The 14,635-nt window shown below is 38.0% G+C and carries 15 protein-coding genes; all 15 read left to right on the forward strand.

Translation table 11 applies throughout. The features are described from left to right. The 15 genes from HMPREF9188_RS05145 (at window position 1) to HMPREF9188_RS05215 (ending at window position 14,631) form a co-directional block, all read left to right on the forward strand. Window positions 1–432 carry a GNAT family N-acetyltransferase gene (locus HMPREF9188_RS05145; protein ID WP_009730121.1) on the forward strand — a complete coding sequence of 144 codons (432 nt, stop codon included), beginning with the start codon at window positions 1–3 and terminating at the stop codon, window positions 430–432. Window positions 433–492: 60 nt separating this feature from the next. Beyond that, window positions 493–1,749, forward strand: coding sequence for a serine hydroxymethyltransferase (gene glyA / locus HMPREF9188_RS05150; RefSeq protein WP_000575499.1), 1,257 nt, complete (start codon window positions 493–495; stop codon window positions 1,747–1,749). Window positions 1,750–1,756: 7 nt separating this feature from the next. Further along, window positions 1,757–2,731, forward strand: a complete 975-nt coding sequence (locus HMPREF9188_RS05155) for a nucleoid-associated protein (RefSeq protein WP_009730122.1) — start codon at window positions 1,757–1,759, stop codon at window positions 2,729–2,731. Then, window positions 2,731–3,345 (forward strand): lysozyme family protein, encoded by a 615-nt coding sequence (locus HMPREF9188_RS05160; protein WP_009730123.1) that lies wholly within the window; start codon window positions 2,731–2,733, stop codon window positions 3,343–3,345. The genes HMPREF9188_RS05155 and HMPREF9188_RS05160 overlap by 1 nt, the downstream gene beginning before the upstream one ends. A 74-nt stretch (window positions 3,346–3,419) precedes the next feature. Then, window positions 3,420–4,394 carry a DUF1002 domain-containing protein gene (locus HMPREF9188_RS05165; protein WP_009730124.1) on the forward strand — a complete coding sequence of 325 codons (975 nt, stop codon included), beginning with the start codon at window positions 3,420–3,422 and terminating at the stop codon, window positions 4,392–4,394. A gap of 75 nt (window positions 4,395–4,469) precedes the next feature. Then, window positions 4,470–5,825 carry a 23S rRNA (uracil(1939)-C(5))-methyltransferase RlmD gene (rlmD, locus tag HMPREF9188_RS05170; protein WP_009730125.1) on the forward strand — a complete coding sequence of 452 codons (1,356 nt, stop codon included), beginning with the start codon at window positions 4,470–4,472 and terminating at the stop codon, window positions 5,823–5,825. 529 nt (window positions 5,826–6,354) lie between these two features. Continuing rightward, the gene (locus HMPREF9188_RS05175; RefSeq protein WP_000493320.1) at window positions 6,355–7,077 is read left to right on the forward strand and encodes a MurR/RpiR family transcriptional regulator; all 723 of its coding nucleotides are present in this window, start codon (window positions 6,355–6,357) and stop codon (window positions 7,075–7,077) included. An 8-nt stretch (window positions 7,078–7,085) separates the two neighbouring features. Continuing rightward, the gene (locus HMPREF9188_RS05180; RefSeq protein WP_009730126.1) at window positions 7,086–7,838 is read left to right on the forward strand and encodes a MurR/RpiR family transcriptional regulator; all 753 of its coding nucleotides are present in this window, start codon (window positions 7,086–7,088) and stop codon (window positions 7,836–7,838) included. A gap of 148 nt (window positions 7,839–7,986) precedes the next feature. Then, window positions 7,987–9,417 carry a 6-phospho-beta-glucosidase gene (locus tag HMPREF9188_RS05185; RefSeq protein WP_001062960.1) on the forward strand — a complete coding sequence of 477 codons (1,431 nt, stop codon included), beginning with the start codon at window positions 7,987–7,989 and terminating at the stop codon, window positions 9,415–9,417. Between the two features lie 12 nt (window positions 9,418–9,429). Continuing rightward, window positions 9,430–9,732 (forward strand): PTS sugar transporter subunit IIB, encoded by a 303-nt coding sequence (locus tag HMPREF9188_RS05190; protein WP_001020606.1) that lies wholly within the window; start codon window positions 9,430–9,432, stop codon window positions 9,730–9,732. Between the two features lie 10 nt (window positions 9,733–9,742). Further along, on the forward strand, window positions 9,743–11,056 hold the full coding sequence (locus HMPREF9188_RS05195) for a PTS sugar transporter subunit IIC (RefSeq protein WP_000653348.1): 1,314 nt from the start codon (window positions 9,743–9,745) through the stop codon (window positions 11,054–11,056). Between the two features lie 13 nt (window positions 11,057–11,069). Then, on the forward strand, window positions 11,070–11,390 hold the full coding sequence (locus HMPREF9188_RS05200; protein WP_000343791.1) for a PTS lactose/cellobiose transporter subunit IIA: 321 nt from the start codon (window positions 11,070–11,072) through the stop codon (window positions 11,388–11,390). Then, on the forward strand, window positions 11,374–12,633 hold the full coding sequence (gene gtfA, locus HMPREF9188_RS05205; RefSeq protein WP_009730127.1) for a sucrose phosphorylase: 1,260 nt from the start codon (window positions 11,374–11,376) through the stop codon (window positions 12,631–12,633). Before HMPREF9188_RS05200 ends, gtfA begins: the two co-directional genes overlap by 17 nt. Window positions 12,634–12,926: 293 nt before the next feature. Then, a complete protein-coding gene (locus HMPREF9188_RS05210; RefSeq protein WP_009730128.1) occupies window positions 12,927–13,670 on the forward strand; it encodes a CPBP family intramembrane glutamic endopeptidase in 744 nt (247 codons plus the stop codon). A 154-nt stretch (window positions 13,671–13,824) separates the two neighbouring features. After that, window positions 13,825–14,631 (forward strand): alpha/beta fold hydrolase, encoded by an 807-nt coding sequence (locus HMPREF9188_RS05215; protein WP_000668463.1) that lies wholly within the window; start codon window positions 13,825–13,827, stop codon window positions 14,629–14,631. Window positions 14,632–14,635: the final 4 nt, after the last annotated feature.

The raw sequence follows: 14,635 nt of genomic DNA on the forward strand, positions 1-14,635 counted from the left end.
ATGCTAAGAGATTTGCAAGAAACAGATGTGAAAACGATATGCGACATTAACCAAGAGGCTTTGGGTTATACTTTTAGTCCAGAGGACACGGCTAGTCAACTAGCTAGACTAACTCAGGATTCCCATCATTTCCTACTTGGCTATGAGGACGCAGCCAGCCATGTGTTGCTGGGATATGTTCACGCTGAGGTTTATGAATCCCTTTATTCTAAAGCAGGATTTAATATCTTAGCCTTAGCAGTATCACCTCAAGCTCAAGGGCATGGTATCGGTAAAAGCTTACTGCAAGGGTTGGATCAAGAAGCAAAAAGACGTGGATATGAGTTTATCCGCTTAAACTCTGCCGATCATCGTCTGGGTGCTCATGCATTTTATGAAAAAGTTGGTTATACTTGTGATAAAATGCAGAAACGGTTTATTCGCATCTTTTAGTTTATTTTCTTATTGTAAAACAAACTAAAGGACCTGTCACACTATAAAAGGAGAAGACCTATGATTTTTGACAAAGATGATTTTAAAGCCTACGATGCTGATCTATGGAATGCTATTGCCAAAGAAGAAGAACGCCAACAAAACAATATCGAATTGATTGCTTCCGAAAACGTAGTTTCTAAGGCTGTTATGGCAGCTCAAGGGTCTATCTTGACGAATAAATACGCTGAAGGTTACCCAGGACGCCGTTATTATGGTGGAACTGATGTGGTAGATGTGGTAGAGACTCTGGCTATTGAACGCGCGAAAGAAATTTTCGGTGCAAAATTTGCCAATGTCCAACCTCACTCAGGAAGCCAAGCCAACTGTGCTGCTTACATGGCCTTGATTGAGCCTGGTGATACGGTTATGGGGATGGACTTGGCAGCAGGTGGACACTTGACTCATGGAGCTCCTGTCAGCTTCTCTGGTCAAACCTACAACTTCGTTTCTTATAGTGTAGATCCTGAAACAGAACTCTTGGACTTTGATGCTATCTTGAAACAAGCCCAAGAAGTAAAACCAAAACTAATCGTAGCAGGTGCTTCAGCTTATTCTCAGATCATCGATTTCTCAAAATTCCGTGAAATCGCAGATGCTGTTGGGGCTAAACTCATGGTCGATATGGCCCATATCGCTGGTTTGGTTGCAGCTGGTCTACATCCAAGTCCAGTTCCATACGCTCATATCACAACAACAACGACCCACAAAACCCTTCGTGGCCCACGTGGTGGCTTGATCTTGACAAATGATGAAGATCTAGCTAAGAAAATCAACTCAGCTATTTTCCCTGGTATTCAGGGTGGTCCTTTGGAGCATGTTGTGGCGGCTAAGGCGGTTTCATTCAAAGAAGTTTTGGACCCAGCCTTCAAGGAATACGCTGCTAATGTCATCAAAAACAGTAAAGCTATGGTTGAAGTCTTCTTGCAAGATCCTGATTTCCGTATCATTTCTGGAGGGACTGAAAATCACCTTTTCCTAGTTGATGTAACCAAGGTTGTAGAAAACGGAAAAGTAGCTCAAAACTTGCTGGATGAAGTCAATATTACCTTAAATAAAAATTCAATTCCATACGAAACCTTGTCACCATTCAAGACAAGTGGGATTCGTATCGGATCTGCAGCCATTACTGCACGTGGATTTGGTGAAGAAGAAAGCCGCAAAGTGGCTGAACTCATCATTAAAACCCTTAATAATGCAGAAAATGAAGCTGTCTTAGAAGAAGTGAGAAGTGAAGTTAAAGCGTTGACAGATGCCTTCCCATTATACGAGGACTAATACTTTTATGGACATTTATATTAAGAAAGCTATTATCCATCAGTTCAGCCCGGATGATACCGAGCTGTTTCTAGCGGATAAATTTCTCAATATTACTCCAAAAATCGAAGAATACTTGCGCAAAAAAATCGAACGTGTGTATTCAGATGAAGCCAAGACTGGGATTTTCGAAGAAGAAAATCCCTTCTTCAATCACATTACTGACGATTTGTTGGAGACATCAGTAACACTGGCTAATCTCTGGAAAGAGGAGTTTAGCATTTCTGAAAATCTCAAGACCAATGACTTGATTTTTGTTCAATTTTCTAAAGAAGGCGTTGAACATTTTGCTTTCTTGCGAATTGCTCTACGTGAGACCTTGACCCACCTCGGTGGAGAAGTTGATAATCCAATCAAGCTGACTCAGAATAACCTGCCTGGATTTGGAACGGGAGCTGATGAGGCTTTGGTGGTCAATCTTCAGAGTCGCAAGTACCATCTGATTGAAAAACGAATCAAGTACAATGGGACTTTTTTGAACTATTTTTCAGAAAATCTTCTTGCTGTCGCTCCTAAGATTTCTCCCAAGAAATCCATCAAGGAATTGGAAAAAACAGCCCAGAGAATTGCAGAGTCCTTTAACACGGATGATTTTCAGTTTCAATCCAAGGTCAAATCAGCTATTTTCAACAATCTGGAAGAAAGCAATGAGTTGTCGCCTGAAAAATTGGCTAACGACCTTTTTGATAACAACCTGACAGCTCGTCTAAGTTTTATCGACCAAGTCAAGGAAGTTGTTCCAGAACCAGTCCAGTTTGATGAAATTGATGCCAGTCGTCAGCTCAAGAAATTTGAAAATCAAAAACTTTCCTTGTCAAACGGAATCGAACTCATCGTTCCCAATAACGTCTATCAAGATGCGGAGTCTGTTGAGTTTATTCAAAATGACAATGGAACCTATTCTATCTTAATCAAAAATATTGAGGATATTCAAAGTAAATAATGTTTAAATTTATACGAAGAATGCTAGTGCTAGCAGTCTTCCTTTTTGCTGGTTATAAAGTTTACCGAGTTCACCAAGACGTCAAGCAAGTCATGACTTATCAACCTATGGTTCGAGAAATCTTGAGTGAAAAAGATACTCCAGCCAATGAAGAGCTTGTGCTCGCCATGATTTATACCGAAACGAAGGGAAAAGAGCGGGACGTCATGCAGTCTAGTGAGTCTGCTAGTGGTACAACCAATACCATTGATGATAATGCCTCTAGTATTCGACAAGGAATTCAAACTCTTACAGATAACCTTTATCTTGCTCAAAACAAAGGAGTGGATGTCTGGACAGCCGTTCAAGCCTATAATTTTGGACCTGCCTATATCGATTTTATCGCTCAGAATGGTAAGGAAAATTCACTGGCATTAGCCAAGCGTTATTCCCGAGAAACGGTCGCTCCTATCCTTGGAAATACCACTGGGAAGACCTACACCTACATTAACCCAATTTCTATTTTTCATGGTGCAGAACTCTATGAAAATGGTGGAAACTATTACTATTCTAGACAGGTACAACTAAACCTTTATATCATCAAATGTTTCACTTTCTTTTCAACATCTGGCTAGACCAGGTGTTTTTTGCTATAAGTTTTCTTTAAGATTGTTTTATTACCCTAGAAAGGTAAAGGAGGGAATATCCCATGAGAAAGAAATTCTTTCTAACAAGTGCTGCAGTTTTGTGGGCCGCAACAGCTATGACGAGTGTCCACGCAGCAACAGATGTTCAAAAAGTAATCGATGAAACCTATGTGCAACCAGAATATGTCCTAGGTTCTTCTCTATCTGAAGACCAAAAAAACAAAACCCTTAGTAAACTTGGCTATGATGCATCAAAAGACACCAAAGATATCAAAACTATGACCCCTGATATCTATTCGAAAATTATGAATGTGGCTAATGATGCTAGTCTACAACTCTATTCTTCGGCCAAGATTCAAAAGCTGGGGGATAAATCACCTCTAGAGGTCAAGATTGAAACGCCTGAAAATATCACCAAGGTGACGCAGGATATGTACCGTAACGCAGCGGTGACGCTGGGAGTGGAGCATGCAAAAATCACAGTTGCAGCTCCCATTCCAGTTACAGGAGAGAGCGCCCTAGCAGGGATTTACTACTCGTTAGAGGCCAATGGTGCCAAAGTACCGCAAGCCAATAAAGACTTGGCTCAAGAGGAGCTAAAGGCCTTGTCCGATATCAACGCAGAGAACAAGGACAAGTCAGGATACGATGCCAATAAACTCAATGTCGCTTTGGCAGATATCAAGGCAGGAATCGCAAAGGCAAAAGAAGCCAAAGGAAATCTGACAGAAGAGGATGTCCGCAAAATTGTTGAAGACACCCTAAAAAACTACAAACTCGATCAGGTTATAACAGGAAATCAGGTCAACATCATCATCAATTTTGCCCTCAACCTCTCAAAGAGTGACATTTTGAACAATGCTGATTTCACTAAAACCCTAAATGATCTCAAGCAAAGCATTGTCTCCCAAGCTGGAGATAGCTTCAAAAATATCAACCTCAACTTTGATGCCAATAAAGCGCTAGAAGACGGGGGCAATTTTTTGAGCTCCCTTTGGCAAGCTATTGTCAACTTCTTCAAGAGTTTTGGTGCTTAGGTCATTTCATGATATAATAGATGGTAACAGAAATGTTGCCGTCTTTTTTTTGTTGGCTGATAGAAAGTGAATAATATGTTAAAGAAAAATGATATTGTAGAAGTTGAAATTGTTGATTTGACCCATGAAGGGGCTGGGGTTGCTAAGGTAGATGGTTTGGTTTTCTTTGTAGAAAATGCTCTACCAACTGAGAAAATCCTTATGCGTGTCCTTAAAGTCAATAAAAAGATCGGCTATGGAAAAGTTGAAGAATACCTTGTTCAGTCACCTCATCGTAATCAAGACCTTGACCTAGCTTACCTACGTTCAGGAATTGCTGACTTGGGGCATCTTGCCTATTCAGAGCAGCTTAAGTTCAAAACCAAGCAAGTCAAAGACAGTCTCTACAAGATTGCTGGCATTAGAGATGTAGAGGTTGCTGAAACACTTGGTATGGAGAATCCTGTTAAGTATCGAAATAAGGCCCAGGTGCCCGTTCGTCGAGTGAATGGTATCTTGGAAACTGGCTTTTTCCGTAAGAATTCGCACGACCTTATGCCCCTTGAAGATTTCTTCATCCAGGATCCTGTCATTGACCAAGTTGTGGTAGTTCTTCGAGATTTGCTTCGTCGTTTTGATTTAAAACCTTATGACGAAAAGGAGCAGTCTGGCCTGATTCGAAATCTTGTGGTGCGTCGTGGTCACTATTCAGGACAAATCATGGTTATCTTAGTGACTACACGTCCTAAAGTTTTCCGAGTGGAGCAGTTGATTGAACAACTTATCAAGCAGTTCCCAGAGATTGTGTCTGTCATGCAAAATATCAACGACCAGAATACCAATGCGATTTTCGGCAAGGAGTGGAAGACTCTTTATGGTCAAGATTATATTACGGATCAGATGTTGGGCAATAACTTCCAAATCGCTGGACCAGCTTTTTATCAAGTAAATACTGAAATGGCAGAGAAACTTTATCAAACAGCTATTGACTTTGCGGAGTTAAAAGCAGATGATGTGGTGATTGACGCCTACTCAGGAATTGGAACGATAGGTTTATCAGTCGCCAAGCATGTCAAAGAAGTCTACGGTGTTGAAGTGATTCCAGAAGCAGTAGAGAATAGCCAAAAGAATGCTGCATTGAATAATATCACCAATGCTCACTATGTTTGTGACACAGCTGAAAACGCCATGAAGAACTGGCTCAAGGAAGGTATCCAACCAACCGTTATCTTGGTTGATCCTCCACGCAAGGGATTGACCGAAAGTTTTATCAAAGCAAGTAGCCAAACTGGAGCTGACCGCATCGCTTATATTTCATGTAATGTGGCAACCATGGCGCGTGATATCAAACTCTACAAAGAGTTTGGATATGACTTGAAGAAAGTCCAGCCGGTGGATCTGTTTCCTCAAACGCACCACGTAGAGTGTGTAGCTTTGCTGGTAAAAGCCTAGAACATTTTGATAAATCGCAATAATGAAAAGCCTTGGTTTCAAGGCTTTTTGTATTGGCGTGGGGAAGTATCATAGTGAGAAAATTTTTGGAATGAATAGAAGTGATAGCTAGAAATTATCAGTTTCTATTTCCATTTACCCTGTAGGTACGTGTTTGTTTCCATTGACAAGGAGTTTATGGGAATAGAAACGTCCCCACCTTACATATCTCCAGAATGGGCGATTGAAATTGAGACAATTTAATAGAGATAAGCTCTTGTTATGTTTCTTTTAAGTCAATAAACTAACAATACTCAAAGTATGCTCAAAAATATGATATAATCTAGGACATAAGGCAATACTGTTTTAAAGTATTTTCTCTTAACCATGTCTCGTTAGACAAATCTGATTCGTCTGGTTTTCTAATAGATTTTAATGCTGACTTGGTTTTATAGCCATTATGCTCTCCATTATTTTAGTGTAGAACACTTTGGTTATTAGTTTTTTGTTACATTGTAAGCAAATCAATAGAGATAGAAAAAGGAATTATATGTTTAGTTATGAGGTTGTAGCAAGTTTTAACGACTTAGAAAACGCTATTTATACAACTATTTTAGAAAATGAAAATATATCCTCTATGACAATCAAGGAATTGGCCCAACTTGCACATGTATCAGTTGGAACCGTACAACGATTTTGCAAGCATCTAGGATTTGATGGATATAGCCATTTTAAGATTGCTTATAAAGAATATTTAAAAAATGAGCAAATTATTTTAAACAATCAAGACAATCATTCTTTGAAGCTATTCATTGATTATACTGAGCAAGATACTTTTTTGCAGCTGATTATGGAGGCTGTGGCAATCTTAAAGAACGTTGAACAGATTGTTTTTGTCGGAATTGGTTCCTCTGGAACTTTAGGTCGATATGGAGCGCGCTATTTTTCAAATATTGGCAAATTTAGTATGTGTATTGAAGATCCTTGGCAACCAGTGCTACAAAACAGTATGGAAAAAACTTGTGTCATTGCCTTATCCGAATCTGGTGAGACTTCTCAAACATTGAAAATTGTACAAAAATTAAAGGAAAAAGGTTGTCCAGTTATTGCCATCACAAATACATTGGAATCAACATTGTCAAGGCTATCTGATTGCTCCATAACCTATCATGTTCCTCAATTATTTTTAAATGGGTTTAATATTACGACGCAGGTACCTGTTATTCTCATTATTGAAATGTTAATGAAACAACTATATACTACAAAAGCATAAGGGTGTCTATGAATTTATTTGATTATCATAAAGTAAAAGGGCTAAATAATAGTGAATTAAGCGTGTATAATTTTATATTGCAACATAGAGATAAAGTTGCTACGATGACTATCAGAGAGCTATCGACATCTATAAATCTATCGACAACAACCATCATTCGTTTTGCGAAAAAGATGGGATTTGATAGCTACAATGATTTAAAATATGCCTTGTCAAGGTCGGAAGATAAGGAAAATAAACATCGTCACTACTTTCCTATTGATATTCCAGCAATACAATTTTTACAGACTAGTGTTCAAGATGAAGCTTTAAAAAAACAACTATCAGAGATAGCAGACTTGATCGTTCAAGCCAAACAAGTTATCTTTTTAGGGGTGGGTACTAGTCTAAGTTTGGCAGAATATGGCTCATATCTTTTTTCTGGAATCGGTATTTTTAGCTTTGCTATTACTAACCCATTTTATTCTCTGAAATTGCATCATTCTAATTTGGAGGATGTTTTGGTTATTGCTCTAAGTGTCAGCGGTGAGACAGAAGAAGTTCTAACTCTAGTACAGGGATTCAAAGAAAGAAATGCTAAGATTGTTAGTCTGACAAATACAGATATTTCCACTTTATCACAGCTATCGGATATAAATTTATCCTACTTTATGCCAGTTGCCTACGCAGATTCCTCGCTACGTTCCACTAATTTGACCACTCAGATTCCAGTTGTCTATTTTTTAGAATCCTTACGTTACCAAGTTTATTTAAAAAAATAGGAGTGAAAACTCTTGTTTTTTTTATGTAACAAATATTGTTCGACTGTACATTTATTTTCTATCTCAATATCTATTGTCAGCAGGTACAGTATGTTATAAAATAGACTTGTTCATAGCGCTAGTACAAAATACAGAAAGGATTGGTAAAATGGCAAAAATACCAGAAGGCTTTTTATGGGGTGGGGCAGTTGCTGCTCACCAAATTGAAGGAGGATATGATAAAGGTGGAAAAGGAATTTCGATAGCCGATGTGATGACGGTTGGAAGTGCTAGCCACTCTCGACAGATTACTGATGGCGTCTTACCTGACGAATATTATCCGAATCATGATGCAATAGATTTTTACAGAACCTATAAGGACGATATACAATTATTCGCTGAGATGGGATTTAAGTGTTTTCGAACTTCGATTGCCTGGACTCGTATCTTCCCAAATGGAGATGAAGAAGAACCTAACGAAGAAGGGTTGAAATTTTATGATGATTTATTTGATCAGCTTCTAGCTCATCAAATTGAACCGGTCATCACACTCAGTCACTTTGAAATGCCCTATCATCTAGTTACTAAGTATGGTGCTTGGCGTAATCGCAAGTTGATTGATTTCTTTGTTCGTTTTGCGAAAGTCGTCATGGAACGATATAAGGACAAAGTTAAGTATTGGATGACCTTTAACGAGATCAATAATCAAGGTGCAATTAATGTTCCTTGGTGCTCATGGACTAATTCTGGTGTCATTTATCATGAAGATGAAAATCCAGTTGAGGTACTACAGCAGGTTATCCATTATCAGTCAGTGGCTTCTGCAAAAGTTGTACAATTGGGTCGGAAAATCAATAAAAATTTCAAAATTGGTTGTATGCTGGCAATGGTACCATTTTACCCGAATACATGTGATACAAAAGATATACTTGCTAGCCAGAAGGCAATGGAGCATCGTTTATTTCACTATGGAGATCTTCATGTTTTTGGAGAGCGTCCTTACTATATCGAGGCCTTTTGTCGAAAAAATAATATCAAACTGGATATTTTACCAGAAGATCTAGAAACTCTAAAAGAAGGTTGTGTAGATTATATTGGCTTGAGTTACTATATGAGTGATACAGTGACTGCTACAGCATCTGAGGAAACAGAAGAACTTTTCAAAGATGTTTATACTAAGAAAAATCCCTATATTGAATCAAGCGATTGGGGTTGGCAGATTGACCCTGAGGGATTACGCTATAGCTTAAATCTTTTATACGATCGCTATCACTGTCCGCTTTTTATAGTTGAAAATGGATTCGGTGCTTATGATAAGGTAGAGCCTGATGGAATCCATGATTCTTACCGCATTGATTACCTCAAACAACACATTGAACAAATGATGTTAGCGATTGAAGAAGATGGCGTAAATGTCATTGGTTATACCCCTTGGGGCTGTATCGATATTGTTAGTGCTGGTACAGGTGAAATGGAGAAGCGTTATGGCTTTATCTATGTCGATAAGAATAATAATGGCGAAGGAACTTTGCAACGAATGAAGAAAGATTCCTTTACATGGTATCAAAATGTGATTACATCAAATGGAAACGAATTATAAGGAGTAATTAAAATGAATATTGGATTGTTTTGTGCAGCAGGTATGTCAACAAGTATTTTGGTTGAGCGTATGAAAGAAGCGGCTCAGAAAAAAGGGAAAGATGCAACAATTGCAGCTTATTCCATCAGTGAATTGGAACAAAGAGTTGGAGATATTGATGTGGCTCTATTAGGCCCACAGGTTGGTTTCCAACTTGAAAAAGCAAAAGAAATTTGTGCTTCTCACAATGTTCCTGTAGAAGTGATTGCAATGGCTGATTATGGTACTGCAAACGGTATGGCAGTTCTTAAACAAGCTTACATGATGAAAAAATAAGGAGAAGATGATGAAGGATAAACTGATTAAAAAGTTTGTTGATAGGATGATGGCCTTTGTCAATACCAAAGGTGTAACAGCGATAAAAGATGGTATTGTTTTCTCTATGCCATTGTTGATTGTTGGCTCCATCTTTCTTATCTTGGCCAATCTTCCAGTTCCAGCTCTAGCAACGATGTTAGAAACTAGTGGTATTACCCCTGTTCTCAATCAAGCAATTGGTGCAACCTTTAATATCAGTGCGATTGTAACAGTCATTGGTATTGCGTATACCTATGCTAAGCTAGAAAAACAGGAGCCGCTTGGGGCAGGTGTCATTGCCCTAGCAGTTTTCTTGCTAATCCAGCCCTCCGGTTTGATTTCTAAAAATGGGGATGTAGTTGGTAACATTATTCTGAAGGATTGGACTTCCGGGAAAGGGATGATTGGTGCCATTATCGTTGGTTTGATTGTAGGAGCAAGCTATTCTTGGTTTTTGAAGAAAAATATCAAAATCAAAATGCCAGATGGCGTACCAACTGGTGTAGCCAACGCATTTTCAGCCTTGATTCCTGCTACTGTTATCATCACAGCGGCAACGATCTTTGTCGGACTTGTTGAACAATTGTTTAAGGTCACAACGATTGAAGTGATTTATAATCTTATTCAAACACCAATGCAAGGCTTGACTGACTCATTGTTTGGTGCGGTGCTTATGTGTTTCCTTGTACCATTCTTATGGATGTTTGGGGTGCACGGCTCAACTGTAGTTGGTGGCATCATGAGTGGCTTGCTACAGGCGAATGCTTTGGAAAACCAAGCCATTTTGGATAAGGGCCTTGAATTAAATCTAGCCAATGGTGGTCATATTGTGACGATTCAATTTTTTGATCAATTTATCAATGTTACAGGTGCCGGGATTACGATTGGTTTGGTAGTTTACATGGTTGCATTTGCAAAATCAAAACAACTAAAAATTCTTGGACGTCTTGAAATGGTTCCAGCCATCTTTAATATCAATGAGCCGGTGCTCTTTGGTTTGCCGATTGTAATGAATCCAGTTTTAGCAACTCCCTTTATATTAACGCCTATTTTATCTTGTATCATCCAGTATTCAGCGATTTATTTTGGACTGACGCCTATGTATGGTGCCGTTCAAGTTCCGTGGACTTGTCCTCCAATTATTTCAGGATTTATCATCGGTGGTTGGAAAACAGCCTTGTTGCAAACACTTATTTTGGTTATGTCTTTCTTTGTTTATTATCCGTTTATTAAACAGATGGATAAACAAGCTTTACAAGCTGTAATACAAGAAACAAGCGATTTAGAAGACGAAGATTGGTAAGAGAGGTATTAAAATGGACGAAAAAGTACTCGAAGTGTGTTTTCAAATTATCACCTATGTAGGAACAGCAAAATCTATGTACATCAATGCTATTCAATTGGCTAAGCAGGGTGAATTCGAGCAGGCTAAAGATAGAATTAAACAAGGCGAAGAAGCATTTGTACAGGGACATAATGCTCACCACTCACTTTTGACAAAAGAAATGAATGGAGAATTAAGCCAAACAGGTCTACTTCTGATGCACGCTGAGGATCAGTTAATGAGTGCAGAAGGTTTTCGAACGATTGCTGAGGAATTTATAGCAATCTATAAACGCTTTGAGGAAGGTAAATAGAGCAAGTTATGAAAGTAAAAAATCAAGCAATGTTAATTACCTATTCAGACAGTCTTGGAAAAAAACTGAAAGACTTGAAGTAGGTCTTAATCTCAGCCAAGTCGCCTTTTTCCTTGATTTCCTAGAAAAGAAAGATGAGTCTGCCTATGCGGATTTGTTTATCCGCTACAAAAACTTTTGGCCAAACAGTGGGCAGACTCAGGAAGATGTAGACCTGATTTACAAACGGAAGCCACGTGCTCCCTATCGCATTGCCAAGTTTGCTGATGGTAGTGAGGAAAAAGTTTGGTGTACCTTTGATGAGCAACAGATCGACCTCGATGTGACAACAGAAACAACTCGTCGCTTTATTCAGGAAAATCTGGAACAGCTGGCGGACCACGGAGCTTCCATTATTCGCTTGGACGCCTTTGCCTACGCCAATAAGAAAATCGGCACCAACTGTTTCTTTGTTGAGCCAGATATTTGGGAAATGCTTCATTTTCCGCGTCAGCTATTGGCACCAAAAGGAGTGAAAATTCTTCCAGAAATTCATGAACATTACACCATTCAGCAAAAAATCGCTGAGCAAGACTACTATGTCTATGACTTTGCCCTTCCGATGCTGGTTATTCATGCTCTTTATTCAGGTAATGTCAACCGTCTTGTTCACTGGATGGAAATCTGCCCTCGCAAGCAATTTACAACCTTGGACACGCACGATAGTATCGGAGTGGTCGATGTCAAGGACTTGCTAACAGATGTTGAAACAGAGGCGACAAGAGAAGCCTTCTATACCCAAGGAGCAAATGTCAAAAAGATTTACAGCTCAGAGGCCTACAACAATTTGGATATTTACAAGATAAATTGTACCTACTATTCAACTTTAGGAAATGATGACCAAGCCTATCTCTTGGCATGTGTGCTTCAATGTTTTGCACCAGGTATTCCGCAGATTTACTACGTTGGCTTGTTGTCAGGAGAAAATGATATCGAATTGCTCGAATCAACCAAAGAAGGCCGCAACATCAACCGTCACTATTATGATTTGGAAGAAATTGAGCGAGAAGTTCAACGCCCAGTTGTGCAGTCCTTGTTCGATCTGCTCAAATTCCGTAATACCAGCGCAGCATTTGATGGAGAGTTTGCTGTTGACATGGAAGACGCTAATACTATTCGCATCAGCTGGACCAATACCGATGCCAATACAGTGGCAGAATTAAGAGCTAATCTGAAAGATAAATCATTTGAAATTACAGAGTAAATAGATAGTGAAAGAACATCGATTTATCTATAATAGAATACAAAAGAGTGGTGGAAACGTTTGATTTCCTCACTCTTTTTGCTAGCTAGTTAGTAACAAAATAGTACTTAAACGTAAACTATGAATTATATTCTGTTGTGACGATAATTGTTCGAGAATATTTGTAATAAAAAACAGGAACAGTCAATTAAACTGCTCCTATTTTTGTGATAGAATATAGGTAGTTATAATCGAGAGCAACTAAGAAGCAGTAAAAATATTATACATAGAATAATCAGGATTAGGAAGATAAAATGACAGAAATTGACAAAAAGAATTTAAAAAATTATCTTTGTTTTACATTTGGAATTACTTATATAGCTTGGGGGCTTCTTGCCATATTTACACAATCTTATATTTTGGGATTAGAGACATTTATAGGAAGAATATTACATATAGTTGGTGCACTTGGACCAGCTATTGCAAGTGGCTTTTATTTGAAAAGGAATAATATAAAATTTAAACATTTTGTATTTAGTAAGAAAGAAAATAGTAGAATTTATTTCATTATTCATTTGTTAGCAATTTTGATACTATTCTCTGTATCTTCCTTAGAATTAAACGGAGTATCCATTTATCTGATGCCACTATTCTTTATTCAATTAATTTTTTTTGGTGGCGGACATGAAGAGTTAGGATGGAGAGGTATACTACAACCTTTACTTGATAAAAAATATACTTATTGGCAATCTAATTTGATTGTAGGTTCAATCTGGGGAATTTGGCATCTGCCTTTATGGTTTATAGTTGAAGAAAGTCATCAAGGATTTCCTTTTATTTTATTTTTTATATATACATTATTTTTAAGTTTTGTTTTAGGGCTTCTTTACCGTCAAACGAAATCTGTGGGATACTGTATATTATTTCATGCGTTCGCAAATTTGTTAAATCTCTATTTTGTGTTAAAAATTAATCTTATTTTTATTATCATTTTTATTGGTTATTTGATTTATACTATATTGGCGAGTAATAGAATTAGTAAGGAAACAACATTCTAAAATTTAGATCAGGATATCCATTATTGAAAGTAACGTGTGGTCATTCTAGATAATCAATGTTAGAGACTTTTCTATTTGATGAGGCATCACTGCTTGTTCAAACTGATTTAACAAGTATTTATCTAGTGAAAGTTCTACAGTAAGGAGTTTAAACATGAAATTCCATGAATTTGGTGATAAGAATTTGCCTCCTATTTTACTGATACATGGTGGTGGCAGTTCTTGGTGGAATTATCTTCGTCAAGCACGAATCTTGTCAAAAGAATACCGTATTATTCTACCCAATTTGAATGGCCACGGCGAGGAATATCAACTTGATTATGTTTCTACTGAAGATTCTGCTTTGGAGATTCTAGACTATATCAAAGCAAACTGTGGTGGGAAATTGTTTGCAATCGGTGGTGTTTCACTTGGTGGTCAAATTGCCATGGAGCTTTTGTCTTTAGACAGTGAAATTGCTGAGAAGGCCATCATAGATGGAAGCCTCTGTATTCCTCAACCAAGGTTAGCTAAAATCAGCATCTTTCTAGTGTCTCTATTTGGTAAACTGATGTTCAATAAATTCTCTTGCAAACTTCAGTTAAGCATGATGAATAAACTCTATCCAAAACTGGCTTATCCAGAGGAAATAAAAGTTTATTATTTAGAGGATTTGCCAAGGACGCCTGTCAAAACATTGGTGACCATTTACAAAAGCTATATGGGATGTTACAAGCTGAAAAATATGATTTTTGCTAGCAAGGCTCAGGTTCTGTATATCTATGGTGAAAAAGAATTGAACTGTGTGAAAGAATCAGCGAAATTATTTCAGCAGCTACATCCGAATACGATTTTGTATGAAGCAAAGGGCTATAATCACGGCTATTTGTCAGCTTACCTGCCTCAAGAGTGGATTGATTTGGTGGCACCATTTTTAAAGAGTGAACCATTGGAAATGTGTAATGAATCTGATATGTCATAAGGAG

Source organism: Streptococcus sp. F0441 (genome assembly GCF_000314775.2).
GTDB lineage: Bacteria > Bacillota > Bacilli > Lactobacillales > Streptococcaceae > Streptococcus.